The organism is Salinisphaera sp. Q1T1-3, from assembly GCF_003602005.1.
In the GTDB taxonomy this organism is placed as follows: domain Bacteria; phylum Pseudomonadota; class Gammaproteobacteria; order Nevskiales; family Salinisphaeraceae; genus Salinisphaera.
In genome coordinates this window covers 43,593-57,533 of sequence record NZ_QZWD01000006.1, presented here as the reverse complement: position 1 = coordinate 57,533, position 13,941 = coordinate 43,593, and the positions used below count along the sequence as shown (strand labels likewise).

Here is a 13,941-nt window from a genome sequence, read left to right as displayed (position 1 = left end):
CGTGCACGCCTTCTGTCCGAACGTTCATTCGGTGCTCGTACTGCGATGAACACCGGCGCGCCCCCTGAAAAGGCCTAACCGGAGCGACGATTCATCATGTCTTCCGACGAACTGACACAGCTTGCCAAGCTCTACCATATCGATGGCCTGACTCAGGAAGAGCTGGCCCAGCGTTTCGACATCTCGCGCGTGAAGGTCGGGCGCCTGCTCAAGCGCGCCGTCTCGGAGGGCATTGTCGAGATCTGCGTCCGCCTGTCCCATCCACCGGACAAGACCGCGGCACTGGAACAGGCCCTGATCCAGCGCTTTGGCATCAAGCGGGCGATCATTTCAGTCGATCATCGCGATCCGGACCGTCAGCGCGAACTGCTCGCCGGACTTGTGGCGCGCTATCTTGATCGAGCGCTGCATGACACGAGCGTGGTCGCGGTCGGCATGGGGCGCAACGTCGCCACCGTGCCCGCCCAGGTGGTCTCGGACCAGCAACGCCAGTGCACATTCGTCTGTGCCATCGGCGGCTCCTATCGCGGCGGTGACGCGATGAATGCGGACCAGATCTGTCGTCGTCTGGCCCAACGTTTCGGCGGCGAAAGCGTCACCCTCTATGCCCCGGCCATCGTCGCCGATCAGGCCACGCGCAATGCCCTGGTGGCCAACGACACGGTGCGCCATTCCCTGGCACAGGCCCAGCAAGCCGATGTCGCCGTGGTCGGCGTCGGCGATATCCTCGAAGACAGCAACATGGTGCGCACCGGCTGGTTCACGAACGAAGAGATCAACGCCGTGCGTCAGCTTGGCGTGGTCGGCGACATCATGGGCTACGATTTCATCGATATAGACGGCAATCTCGCCCACACGCCCATGGTTGGCCGCGTGATCGGCCTGACCATCGATCATCTGCGCCAGATCCCGGACGTGATCGCCACGGCCAGCGAGCCGACCAAGGTCAACGGCATCCTCGGCGCCCTGCGCACGGGCGCCATCGACACGCTGGCCACGACCCAGTCAATCGCCCAGACCGTGCTCGGTCTGGCCCAGGCCTCGGACAGCATGCGTCAGAACGCCGGCGACCGCTTGCCAACCGATTAGAGCAGCGCCATCAGGTAAGCCAGGGGGCGCGTCTGGATCGTGCCGCGTCGCTCGGTGGGCGATTCGATGACAAGGTTCAATCATCGGCAAAGCACGACCGGTCGATGACGCGCCTGCCCGGCCCGGACGCCCACTGTCGCGAGCATCCGGCGGCCAGCGGGGTCGTCTCGGTACTCATCCCGGCCCCAGACCGAGATACGGACGCGCCAGGGCCTGTTCACACTTGTCGCGTGCGCCGCGCCGGCGCTCATTTTTTTGCAAGACAAGGCATCGGGCGCGTACGGCCATCATTCTACCGTGGCGAACGACAACGCCGATTGCGCAAAAATGATCGCCGTCCCGTCGGGTTGTGCCCAAAACCGGTAATGCGGTCACGTGCGAAGTGTTATTAATCCGGCATAAAAATAGATGATTTTCGGGTTAATAACGCGCGTGTGCGACAGCACGCGCGCCACGGCCAACGGCCGCGAAGCCATTGAAAATAAAAAGATGGACAAGTCCCGGCGTTTCTTTCGATGGCGTTGAAAACAGCTGACGTCGTCAGCTGTTTGGGTGCCGGATCAATAACAGCTCCTAGCCGACCAGTTGCCCGATGATGCGGAAGCCGGCGATATACGTGCCGAGCGCCGAACCCAGCGTAGCGCCGAGAAAGACGAGCAGCGTGCGGGAGACCCGATTGCGCCACCAGCCACGGATGCGAGTCACATCGGATTTGAGCGTGGCGAAATCACCAACCCGCGGCTTTCGCATCATCAGCTCCACCGCGGCCACGACCATGCCGGCGCCGATGGTGGGGTTGAGCGAGGTGATCGGGGCGCCGATGAACGCGGCCACGATGGACAACGGATGCCCGAGCGCGATCGCCGTCCCCAGCGCGGACAGGGCGCCGTTGATCACGATCCATTCCACGACCATCTGTTGACCGAGGCCCGTGCTGCGCGAGAAACCGAGCGCGAAGCCGGCCACTACCAGCGCGACCACGATCCAGGGGATCCATTTCACCCAGCGCGCGCCCGGCGGCACGGCATCCAGGGCTGCCACCCGATCGGCCGGATCGGCCATGCCGGCCTCGAGATAACCGGCTAGCCCCTTGAGGTGGCCGGCCCCGACCACGACCAGCGTCGTGCCGGGCGTTTCAGCGTCGCTGAGCAGCTTCGCAGCCATGTACTGATCGCGCTCGTCGATCAGGGCGGCATGCATATGCGCGGATTCGGCAGCGAAATCGTTGAAAGTGGACTCGAGCATGTCCCCTTCCTTGAGCTTCTCGATATCGTCCTCGCTGATCTTGTCGGACGACACCAGGCTCGTGGCCAGGCCGGTGAGCACCGTGGCCCGTTGCCACCAGGGAATCTTGCGATAGACGCGCTTGAGCGTGATGCCGATATTGCGATCGACGAGCACGAGCGGGGTCTGACGTGCCTCGCAGGCCTCGATGGCCGCCCGCATCTCGGCGCCGGGCTCGATGCCGAACTGGTCGGCCAGGCGTTGCTGATAGGCGCCAAGCGCGAGGCTGGCCGCGACCATGCCGGCCTGTCCATTCCGGATCACGGCGAACAGGTCCATATCGGCCATTTCGGCCTGGCGCGTCAGGGCGGTGTGTCGGGCGTCGCAAAGCTCGATCGCGACCCGGTCGTAGTCGCCGGTCTCGATCTCGGTACGCACTTCGTCGGCACTCGCTCGCGAAACATGCGCGGTGCCGAGCAGGACGAAGCGTCGCTCACCGCGCTCGACCACGCGACGCGGGCCGGCTTCAACCGCACTCGTATCGGTCGACGGGCTCTGGTGCGAAGACTCGGACATAACTGATTCACCGGCAATGAAGCGTTGCGGCCCCGAGCCGCAGCGAGCGCCGATTGTCGCCCCTGCGACGATCAGCGTCCACGCCGGCAAGCGAACACGTGCCCCGTCGCACCGCGCGTCGGGCCGGCTCGATGCGCCACGGCGTTTCGAGCATGCCGATGATCGGCCGCCCGAAAAGCGCGACCCGGATCAATCGCGATCGCTGCCGAGAATCCGGTAACCCAACCAGGCCAGCAGGCCGATGAACGGCACCATGGCCAGCGCGAAAATGATGATGCCTGTCATGTGCGTTCTCCTTCGCGACGGGCTGCGCCGTCGACTCGATGCCAACGCGGTGGTTTCAAGGATCATCGGCCGGACGCGCGCCGCTTTCCCGCGTCGGCCGTTTGGCCAGTTTGCGCTGCAGCGTGCGTCGGTGCATGCCCAGCGCCCGGGCCGTGGCCGAGACATTGCCAGAATGCTCGGCCAGCACATGCTGGATATGCTCCCATTCCAGACGTCGCAGCGATGTCGGCGTTTCATGGGTGGCCAGCGCGGCGTCAGCGACCCCGTCATGCGCCAGTGCGGCCAGGATCTGGCGCGCGCCCGCCGGCTTGGGCAGATAATTGAACGCCCCGCGCTTGATCGCCTCGATGGCCGTGGCGATGCTGGCATAACCGGTCAGCATGAGAATCCGCAGCGCCGGCATCTCGGCCAGCAGCGGCGCAATGAGGGCGAGCCCGCTCCGGTCGCCGAGCCGCAGATCGATGATCGCGGCATCGAAGACCGCGTCCACGGCAACGACCTCGGCCAACGCGGCGTCCGGGCTCGCGGCGACCGTGACCTCGTGGCCGAGACGCGCCAGCGCGCGCGACAGGGTTCGCGTGAAGACCGGGTCATCGTCGACCAACAGAATATGCAAGGCGCTCATCGTGTCTTGCTCGCCAGCGCCGCGAGCGGCACCACGATACGGGTGCGCGTGCCCCCGTCCGGGGTCGCCTCGAAGACCAGCGAGGCCCCGAGACGGGCCAGACTCGCCCGAGCCAGCGGCAGGCCGAGTCCCAGCCCATCCGGCTTGGTCGAGGGCTGTTCGGCCCGGCTCAGGCGCTCGGCTGCCGCCGGCCCGGGATCATCGATCGTCAGCTCGATGTGACGATGCTGTTCACGACGGCCCAGCTGCAGCCGCGGCCGGGCCGCCGCCCGGGCCGCGTCGGCGGCGTTATCGAGCAGGTTGTGCAGAGCCTGCGCCAGCGCTGGATCATGACGGACAGCCGAGGCGGCCAGCGGCGACCAGGCCTGTGTGTCGAGCTCGATCTCGGGGCGACGCGTGTGCCAGCGCGCCAGTACGCCATCCAGAAAGCGCGCGATATCGGTGGTGGTCTGGGCAGCCGGGTCGCGCGCGGCGACCAGCGCCCGAAGCTCCCCGGCCGCGACATCGGCCTGCTCGCGGATCGCGACCACATCTTCGCGCACGTCGGCCGGTAGGCGCGGATGCTCCATGACCGACTCGGCGGCCACGACAATCGTGGACAGAGGAGTATTCAACGCATGCGCCGCCCCTGCGGCCACGGTCGCCACCGAGACGAGCGTGTCATCGCGCAGGGCGCGCTCGCGCGTCTCGGCCAGTTCCCGCTCGCGCTCACGCACCTGCATGGCCAGCGCCAGCAGAAACCCGCACAGCAACAAGGCGGCGAGTACGAACATTGCCCACATGCCGATCACATGCCGCTCGAAGCCCATCACAGCCGTTGAATCGGCGACGCGGGCCAGATAACGCCACAACAGGACCGTGTAACAGATGATCGACCACAGCGTGACCGCGGCGGCGCGGCGCAGGTCAAGCGCGGCACCGGCAAAGGCCACCGGCAACAGGAACAACGAGACGAACGGGTTGGTCGCCCCGCCGATCAGCCAGAAGAAGGCGAACAGCACGAGCGTATCGAAGAGCAGATGCCAGACCAGAGCACGGCCGGCCGGGCGCCGCCCGCGGACACTCTTCAGCCAGCGATTGAACACGAGCAGTGCAACCGGCAACGACCAGACGGCCACGCCGGTCGCAAAGCCGGCAACCCACATCGCCGCAATCGCGACGACGAGCAATACCGCGGCCAGCGTGCGCAGCCGCGCCAGCAGCCGGATCACCGAAGCCGGCTGTAGCGAAAACCCGGCTTCATGGCCGGCGCCGTCGTGGCTGTATCGCACGGTCGTGATGTCCTGTCGGTCCGCTGGTTCGAGACTAGGGCGTGTTGAGGTTTCGTTCGAGCGCCTTTTCGTCAAGAGACCGCCGTGTGTCCGGCAAGGCACGAGTCGCGGTATCGTGGCGTGCCACGATCAAGGCTCGCAACGCCGCCGGGCGCCCATCGTCGATTTTTCATGGGCGGCCCAACCCGAAGGGAACATCAACAGGCCCTAGTGTCGCACTGTTGGCGGCGATGCCGCCCGAGCCGGTGAATGATTAGAACGAGACATGCAGCGTGGCATAAGCGTTGCGCCCGGCACCGGGCAGACGCGCACCGACCGGCACGGCGCTGTCACCGGCCCGATTGAAGCCCGACATGTAATCCCGGTAGCCCCGGTTCAGCAGATTCTCGACGCCAACCTCGACCCAGGCGTTACCGGTGGCCCGATAACGAGCCGAGACGTCGGTCAGGGCATAGCCGCCCGTGGCGGGATCATCGACGCGCGCATCGCGTCGATAATCGGCGGTGTGATGCTGGGCAAAGACATAGCGCTCGGCCAGCCGCAGCGTCCATTGCGCCGACTGCCAGGATACGGCGCCCCGTAGATTGCCCGGGGCGATGCGATAGAGACTGTCGTGAGTGTCCGTTCGTCGGCCGCGGGTATAACCGCCGCCACCGTCGAGATGCCAGTGGTCGGTGAGCGCGTAGCGCGCGTCGATATCCGCACCATAGATCTCGGCTTCGATGTTGCTGTACTGGAGCGGCGTCGAGTCGCCGTTGACGTTGGAAACCCGTGCGACATCGGCATCGCCACCGGTGTAGGGCGTCGGATCGATATAGTCGTTGATGCGGTGATAATAAGCCGCTGGCGACACGCTCAGCCGGCTGCCGGTGAAATCCAGCCCCAGATCCACCATGTAGGCGGTCTCGGGATTCAGTGTGGTGCGCCCGATCACGTTGTTGCCATCGGCCGCCCCGGCCGAGGCTTCCAGCGGAATATAGGCATAACGCTCAAGGTAGTATGGCGAGCGGGTCTTGCGTGCCAGCGCGAGTTTCGCCTGCCAGCGCTGGCCGATGTCCCGTGCCAGCTTGGCAACCACATCCACGTTGTTATCGGTCTGATCGCGATCGGCATCGGCGAAACGCGATGCCAGACGCTGTGCCGGCATCGGCAGGGACGGCGCCACGCCGCCCGGCCCGGCCGCGGTCTGCACTCGCGTATAGCGCACACCGAGTTCCCCATGCCAGCGATCCGAGAGCAGGCCCTGGCTCGGCGTATCCAGCCTGCCGGCCCACTGGGCAAAGCCGCTGTAGGTATCCCGTCGGATATCGCTGAAGGCATCGACGCGGAACATCGGGTTGTCGGGGTTGCCGACGAACGCATCGTGCTGGGCCCAACTGCCGTCGAAACCGGCCTTGAACGTGCCGCCCGCCAGGTCGTGTGCCGCGTGCAGCTTCGTGGCATAACGCTGGCTTCGCGCGCGGATATAGCGCGGATCCGGCGCCGCCCCGTTCAAGGGCGAGAAATCCGGCGTCGGGCGCATGAGATAGTTGTCCATACGGTGCTCGACGTGATTGCCGTCGAGCTGGGCGGTCATGCGCCAGTCACCGAGCGAGAAATCCTGCTTGAGTTCACCGAGCCAGGTATGAAAGAAGTCGATATCCAGCGGCAGATCCGGATTGCCGGAATCACCGGTGCGCTGGGCCCGCACGAACCCGGAGGTCTCACCGAGCCGCCCGCGATGCCCGAAATTCAGGCCGTACTGCTTGCGGTCGTAGGCACTGGCGCGCAGCACGCCGTAGGGGGTGCGCTCGCCGCCGGCCTGATCGGTGGACACCGTCACGCCGAGCCGATTGTGGTCGTTCGACAGATTGGCCTGCCCGGTCAGGCTATAACCATCGTCGACGCTACGAACCGTCGATTCGCCAAAGCCGTGTAATACATAGTTGTCGCCCTCGGTGAACCGGCTGCCCTTCGTCGTGGCATCGATGGTCGTGCCGATCGCATCGATGCTGTCGGCGACCGAGGGAATACCGCGCGTCACCGAGAGTGTGTCGACCAGCGCGGCCGGCGCATAGTGCAGTGGCGGGTCCATCCAGTTCGGCCCGCCGGAGGCGATGCCCATGCCGTCGATGTTCACCTGGTTTCGATAACCGGACAGCCCGCGGAACTGGGTCTGCCCGGACACCCCGCCGTTATTGCTCACCGCGCCGCCGGGCACGTCTTTCATGGCGGCGGCGGTATCGACCGTCTCAGGTGCCAGCGGCAGCGTGACCTGGCTCGCCGTATCGCGCTGACCGGTCACCGTGACCGGTGCGAGTTGCTGTGTCGCCCCGGAACTCGGCGCTGCGGCCGCCGGCGCCTGTGCCATGGCCGCGCCCGGCCCGCACAATCCGGCCGCCGCGCCGAACAGAAATCCACCCCAGCCTGTCTTCATGCCTGTCGCCCCCGATGCATTGCGTGCGCGGCGACAGGCTAGCCGCGGGCGCCCACCCTGCCCATGCGACACAATGTCGCGCCTTCGGCGGCGCGGGCCGGGCGCGCTTTGACGCATTCGACCGGCACTCGTATAAACACAGGCATGCAGATCGGACTCGTCGGTGATATCCACGGCGCGTGGGACGAACAGGACACGCGTTTTTTCAATACGGCCGGCTACGATGCCCTGCTGTTGACCGGTGATCTGCCGCGGTTTGTCGGCAGCCTGCCAATCGCGCGCGCCCTGTCCGCGCTCACGCCGCCGGCCTACATGATCGCCGGCAATCACGACGCCACCGGCCTCGTCCAGCTCTATGCCGAGATGGCCGATCATCCCCGGCTCAAACGCGTGACAGCACTCGGCATGCCCGAACGCGTCGCCCGGCTGGCCGAAACACTGTCCCCGATCACGCTTGGCGCCTACAGCCGGCACCCGCTGGCCGAGAACCTGGATCTCGTCGTCGCCCGTCCGCACGCCATGGGCGGCGACCGACTGTATTTCCGCGATTATCTATCGCGTGTGCACGGCGTGACCGATCTGGACGGCAGCCGCGCGGCGTTATGCCGTGTCATCGATGAGGCCGCCCGCGATATCGTGATTCTGGCCCACAACGGCCCGGCCGGACTCGGCGAGACACCGGACGCGCCCTTCGGCTGTGATTTCGACCCCGCACGCGGCGATTTCGGCGACGTGGATCTGGCCGAGGCGATTACCCATGCCCGCGCGACCGGGCATCGCGTGCGAGCCGTGGTCGCCGGGCACATGCATCACTTGAGCAAGGATGGCCGCGTCTGGCGTCGGACTGCAGCCGTTGCCCACGACACGCTGTACATCAACGCGGCTCGGGTTCCACGCATCGAAAACGGCGGGGCGCGTCGTCATCACATCGCTCTCGACGTCACCGAAAACGAGACCACAGCAGAAACCCGCTGGGTCGATGCCGACGGCAATATCGTCGCGCGCGAGGCACTGCCCGTAACGGACGACGGGGCCAGCCCGGCGCCGGTTGACGCGCTTTAGCGCCGCCCCCCGGCCTGCTCGCTGGCAACCAGCCGTCGCAGCGGCAACGCCATCATCAACACCGCCAGCCCGACGAGCGCGTAGGTCGGCCCGAAGCCCAGCCAACGGCCGACCGACAGACCCAGCATGGGCCCGAGTGCCCCTCCGATATCCGATGACCACTGATAGACCGACAGGGCTCGACCGTGCAGATCGGCCGGTGCCACGTCGCCAAGCAATGTGAGCATGGGGATGGTCAGTCCCCCCGCCCCGGCGCCGGCCAGTACCAGACCGACGACGGCCACCGGCGTGTGAGCCGCCAGGCCCAGAATCATGAAACCGGCCGCGACCGCCGCCATCGCCGGCAACAAGAGTCCCGTGCGCCCGCGACGGCGGTCCAGATGGCGGCCGATCAACAACGACGCGCTCGCCCGGGCCGCGGTCAGCACCGCCATCAACAGCCCTGCGCTGCCCTGTACGCCCATGCCGAATACCGATAGCCCCCGGCTGTCCACCATCAGCGCGATGGTCGCCAGCAACACACCCGATAACGAAAAGAACAACAGCGCATTGGCCGCGAAGATGATCCGTAAGGTCGGCAGGGCAAGCACCGTCGTCCAGGCCTCGCGGCCGCGTGGGGGCGGCGGGCGGTCGGCTCGGCGCTCACCGTGATCCGGCATCACGACCAGGGCCAAGAGCCCGACGCCGAACGTCAGCCCCGTGGCCACCCAGAACGCAGCCGCATCGGAGACCAGATCGGCCACCAGACCGCCGATCACCAGCCCCGCGGGAAAACCGATACTGATGGCGGTGCGCACACGCGCGGTCGTCCTGCCGCGCGATCGATCGTCGGACAATGCCAACGCCGCGGCCAGCGCCCCCACCAGCACACCGGAGGAGCCGATCCCCCAGATCGCCCGACCGAGCAGGAACCAGACCGTCGGCAGATGCGAGTCGAGCGCGACCACATAAGCGAGCGTGCCCACGGTTTCCAACGCCAGCCCGACCGCCACCGGCATACGCGCGCCGAAGCGATCGATGAGCGTGCCCGTCGCCGGATTCATCGCCAACCGCGTGATGCGGTTCATCGACAGAATCAGCCCGATCATCACACCGCTGATGCCGAGCGCGGCCCCCACCACCGGCAGGATCGGAAATACCACGCCCCCGCCAACGCCGCCCACGAACGCCACGCCGGCGATCGCCCAGACCCTCGCCTCACGGCTCAAGGCCATGGCCGGTCCATTGTCAGAGCTGGTTTCATCACCCGATTATAGAAGGTCGCACCAAACGACGCGGGGCCGAGCCGCCGATCGAAATCTGCTGGTCGTCGTCGAGCCAACATGCCGATATCGGGCAATCACTCGGGCACAACGTGGCAGCCTGCCGAACCGGCAAAAGTCGGGGACAACAGCAGCGGTTGCCGGGCTGTTGCGATGCCGTACGCCACCGCAGCCCCGTCATTAAATCGCCTCAGCGAGCGCGGCGGCAAAACGCTCGGCTTCGGGGGGCGACAAACGCGATGTCGTGACCCGGATCGCCCGGCTCTGCTGCGAAACCTCGAATGCGGTACTGGCCCGCACGAGCCAGCCGCGACGGGCCATCGCGTTGACCACCGCGCTAGGGTCGCAAGACAGCGGGATCCAGACATTGAGGCCATCGGTGGTCAACGGCGATGCAAAACCGACGTGTTGCAGCGCGGCCTGCATCGCTTCTCGTCGTGTGGCGTACTGGATCTTCGACTCGGCCAGCAGGGTCTTGACTTGCGGGTCTTCGAGACAGGAAATCGCCAGCGTCTGCAGAAAATGGCTCACCCATGTCATCCCCGGCGCCAGGCGAGTGCGCAGGCGCTCGCCGGTCGTCCGATCGCAGGCCAGCAAGGCCACGCGAATATCCGGGCCGACCGGCTTGGCCAGTGAACGAATAACCGCCCACGAGCCCGTCGTGGACGGAATAGGGGCGTGATAATCCGTGTTCGCCAGCAGCGCAAAGTGATCGTCGACGATCACCATTACGTCCGGATGCTCGCCTAGTACCGCCGCGATTGCCGCCGCCCGCTCGCGGCTCATCGAGAATCCGGTCGGATTCTGGGCACGCGCGGTCAGCAACACCGCCCGTGCCCCGCCGCGCAGCGTCTGGCGAAGTGCCTCGGGCTGTATGCCTTCAGCATCGACGGCAACGCCGACCGCGTGCATCGCCGATAGGCGCAAGGCATTGATGGTACCCAGGAAACAGGGATCCTCCACGGCGACACGATCGCCCGGCACCAGTCGCGCCTGCGCCAGACGCTCGATCGCATCGACACAACCGTGGGTGACCAGAATATCGGCATCGCCTGGGCAATCCTCGTCAAACCAGGCCGCGGCGTAGCGCCGCAGCGCCGAATTGAACGTGCTCTCACCGTAGAGCGAGTGTTTGAAGTCGCAGGCGTGGATCACCCGATTGATATCCGGCAGGCAATCCCGATCGGGATTGCCGTCGGCCAAGTCCACGAGCGCGGTGTCGACACTCGCCCCTTCCTGCTCACCGAGCGACGGCGGCGGCGAAATACGGGTTCCCCGGCGGCCGGCACTACGGGCCAGGCCGACTTCATTCAGACGGCGATAAGCCGCCGCCGCCGTATTGCGATTGATCCCAAGCGTCAGGGCCAGCTGTCGGACCGCCGGCAGCGGATCGCCGCTGCGAAGCCGCCCGGCGGCGACGAGCGAACGCACACTGGCGACGATCTCGTCCGCTGTCCGACCCTGGATTTGCATTTCGTCATAGGTCATTATTATATTGTCCTAGGACATTAAAGAGCGATTGCCACAATTATAACCACCACCGGCCGGTCAGACGTCCGGCCCGCTCACGACCGAGTCCAATCGAGCGCCACTGACATCGAATCAAGACAGAGTAATAAACAAGCGCCGAAAACGGCGCGATCACGCGATTGATATTTCATCTTTTTATTTTGAATCCGAACGGAAATTCGGCTTTCGGGGAGACAAACCATGGGGGCAACCAATGTTTGCTACATATCTTCGAAGGGTCATTGCCTGTCATCGATCGATGGGTCTGCTGTCCATCACGCTGGTCGGCAGTCTCAATGCCTATGGCGCCGAGCCCGACGATCAGGGTCGTGACATCGCAGCACCTGCCCCGGCGGGAGACGTCGCACCGGCCGCGCCAAGCACGACGCCGGCCGCCGGCACGACCACGCTCGGCGATATGCTCGTGACCGGACAACTGACCGGGGGTACCAACCCGCCCCCCGCGTATGCCGGCGGCCAGGTCGCCTCAGGCGGGCGCATCGGTGTCCTGGGCGAGCAGGATGCCTTCAATACACCGTTCAGCGTCATCAGCTATACATCGCAGATCATCGATAACCAGCAAGACGATACAGTCGGCTCGGTACTGGAAAACGATGCTGGGGTCCAGAAGGCCTACGGCTCGGGTACCGCTGGCGAAATATTTCAGATTCGCGGTTTCCCGCTCTACGGCCAGGATATTTCCTTCGGCGGCCTCTATGGCGTGCTGCCACGCCAGATCGTGCAGACCAATTTCGTGAACCGGGTCGAGCTCTTCAAGGGCGCGAACGCGTTCGCCAACGGCGTATCGCCAGGCGGTTCGGGCGTTGGCGGCGCGGTCAATCTCGAGCCCAAATGGGCGACCGACGATCCGATCAGCCGTCTGAAACTCGGCTATGCCTCGGATTCGCAGTTCGAGCAGGAAGTCGACGTGGGCCGTCGCTTTGGCAAGAACCAGCGTTTCGGGGTCCGTCTGGATGCCCAGCACGAAAAAGGCGATACCGCACTCAACGATGAAAACGCGGCCGACACATCGGTCGGGCTCGGCCTGGACTATCGCGGCGAGCGGGCCCGGGCGTCGGCCTATTTCGGCTACCAGCGCCAGCACCTCAAGCATTTCCGCTCGGTCATCTATACCAGCAACGCAACAGAAGTTCCCGAGCCGCCCGATGCCGATACCAACTACGCGCCGTCCTATGCTCAGACCGAGCTCAAGACGGAATTCGGCCTGCTGCGCGGCTCGTTCGATTTCACCGATCACTGGACCGGCTATGCCGCGATCGGCGCCAATCACTCACGCGAGGATAGCGACTACGCCGGCTTGTTGTTGCAGGACGATCAGGGCAATGCCGGGGCTTATCGGATCAGCGTGCCCTACGAAGCGAATCTGTTCACCGGTCAAGCCGGGTTTCGGGGCAACTTCGATACAGGCCCCATCAGCCACAAGATCAATGTCGGCTACTCGGGCTATTACCGTCGAATGAACACGGCCTATCGGCAGTCGAGCCTAGCGGCTCTGCAGTCGACCAACATCTACGATCCCGCGGCGCTGCCGAGCCCGCCGACCGTCGTTTCCGGCGGCGATTTCGACAACCCGCCGATTCGCAATCGGCACCGCGCCGACGGCTGGGCGATTTCCGATACCGCCGGCCTGTTCAACGACAAACTGCTGCTCACGGTGGGGGCGCGCTATCAATCGCTGCGGATCGAGAACTACAGCGCGGAGGGCGTGTTCAACGAGCCGGCCATCGTCAATCACGCGGTCTCCCCGGCCTATGGCGTGGTGGTCAAACCGCTGGACTGGCTGTCGCTGTACGCCAACCATATCGAAGCACTCCAGGCCGGCGACTCTGCGCCGACGCAGTCCGCCAATTTCGGCCAGGTGGTCGGTATCGCCGAATCCAAGCAGAACGAAGTTGGCGGCAAGGTCGATTTCGGAACGATCGGCGGCAGTCTGGCTCTCTACGAGATCGAGCAGCCGAGCGCGTACACCGACCCGGTCACCAACATCTACGGTTACTACGGCAAACAGCGTAACCGTGGCCTCGAGGTCAGCGTTTTCGGCAAACCCACGAAGCGACTGCGGCTGATGGCCAGCGCGAGCTGGATCGACCCCGAGCTTTCGGATACCGCGAACGGCGCCAACGACGGCAATAATGCAGTCGGGGTGGCCGATTACCGGTTTGTCTTCCAGGGCGACTGGCAATTGCCGAGCCTGCCGAACTGGTCGGCCAACGCCCGTGTGATTCGCAGCGGCACGCAATATGCAGACGCAGCGAATACGCTCAAGCTCGCCCCCTGGACGCGAATCGATCTCGGGCTGCGCTACAAGATGCCCTGGGGCGATAACGAGCGTCACATCACCTGGCGGGCGAACGTGACGAATGTGGCCAATTCCGACTACTGGGCATCGGCCCAGAGCGGCTACCTGACCCAGGGCGACCCGCGCACATTCAAACTGTCCGCTACGGTGGATTTCTAGGGCCTGTTGATGATTCGTTCGAGTCCGCGTCAAGTGCTGTCTTGCGGTAAGACGAGGCGTCACACGCGCCGCGCAGTCATTCTGCGCCAGCGGGCTGGAACGCTGGATTGCCATCGTGTTTTTGATTTTGGGGCACTTGTCCC

At 65.2% G+C, this 13,941-nt stretch carries 9 protein-coding genes; 3 read left to right on the top strand and 6 right to left on the bottom strand.

Annotation, left to right across the window (positions count from 1 at the left end):
- Positions 1–96: 96 nt before the first annotated feature.
- Positions 97–1,089 carry a sugar-binding transcriptional regulator gene (locus D3260_RS07395; RefSeq protein ID WP_120097948.1) on the top strand — a complete coding sequence of 331 codons (993 nt, stop codon included), beginning with the start codon at positions 97–99 and terminating at the stop codon, positions 1,087–1,089.
- Positions 1,090–1,662: 573 nt separating this feature from the next.
- Here the strand turns inward: D3260_RS07395 and D3260_RS07390 are convergent.
- The 4 genes from D3260_RS07390 to D3260_RS07370 all read right to left on the bottom strand — a co-directional run bounded on the left by D3260_RS07390 (position 1,663) and on the right by D3260_RS07370 (position 7,486).
- Entirely contained in the window at positions 1,663–2,889 is a 1,227-nt protein-coding gene (locus D3260_RS07390) for a TraB/GumN family protein (RefSeq protein ID WP_120097947.1), read from the bottom strand.
- Positions 2,890–3,229: 340 nt separating this feature from the next.
- A complete protein-coding gene (locus tag D3260_RS07380; RefSeq protein WP_120097945.1) occupies positions 3,230–3,799 on the bottom strand; it encodes a response regulator transcription factor in 570 nt (189 codons plus the stop codon).
- Entirely contained in the window at positions 3,796–5,070 is a 1,275-nt protein-coding gene (locus D3260_RS07375; RefSeq protein ID WP_120097944.1) for an ATP-binding protein, read from the bottom strand. The genes D3260_RS07380 and D3260_RS07375 overlap by 4 nt, the downstream gene beginning before the upstream one ends.
- 253 nt (positions 5,071–5,323) lie before the next feature.
- Positions 5,324–7,486: a TonB-dependent receptor gene (locus tag D3260_RS07370; RefSeq protein ID WP_158583436.1), complete on the bottom strand. Its 2,163-nt coding sequence runs from the start codon at positions 7,484–7,486 to the stop codon at positions 5,324–5,326.
- A 144-nt stretch (positions 7,487–7,630) separates the two neighbouring features.
- Here D3260_RS07370 and D3260_RS07365 point away from each other — a divergent pair, with 144 nt between their 5' ends.
- Complete coding sequence (locus D3260_RS07365; protein ID WP_158583435.1) at positions 7,631–8,548, top strand: metallophosphoesterase; 918 nt, start codon at positions 7,631–7,633, stop codon at positions 8,546–8,548.
- Here the strand turns inward: D3260_RS07365 and D3260_RS07360 are convergent.
- Entirely contained in the window at positions 8,545–9,762 is a 1,218-nt protein-coding gene (locus D3260_RS07360) for an MFS transporter (protein ID WP_120097941.1), read from the bottom strand. The two genes, D3260_RS07365 and D3260_RS07360, sit on opposite strands and share 4 nt — an antisense overlap.
- Before the next feature lie 228 nt (positions 9,763–9,990).
- Positions 9,991–11,298: an aminotransferase class I/II-fold pyridoxal phosphate-dependent enzyme gene (locus D3260_RS07355; RefSeq protein ID WP_199671404.1), complete on the bottom strand. Its 1,308-nt coding sequence runs from the start codon at positions 11,296–11,298 to the stop codon at positions 9,991–9,993.
- Positions 11,299–11,578: 280 nt separating this feature from the next.
- Here D3260_RS07355 and D3260_RS07350 point away from each other — a divergent pair, with 280 nt between their 5' ends.
- On the top strand, positions 11,579–13,798 hold the full coding sequence (locus D3260_RS07350) for a TonB-dependent siderophore receptor (protein WP_158583434.1): 2,220 nt from the start codon (positions 11,579–11,581) through the stop codon (positions 13,796–13,798).
- Positions 13,799–13,941 lie beyond the last annotated feature (143 nt).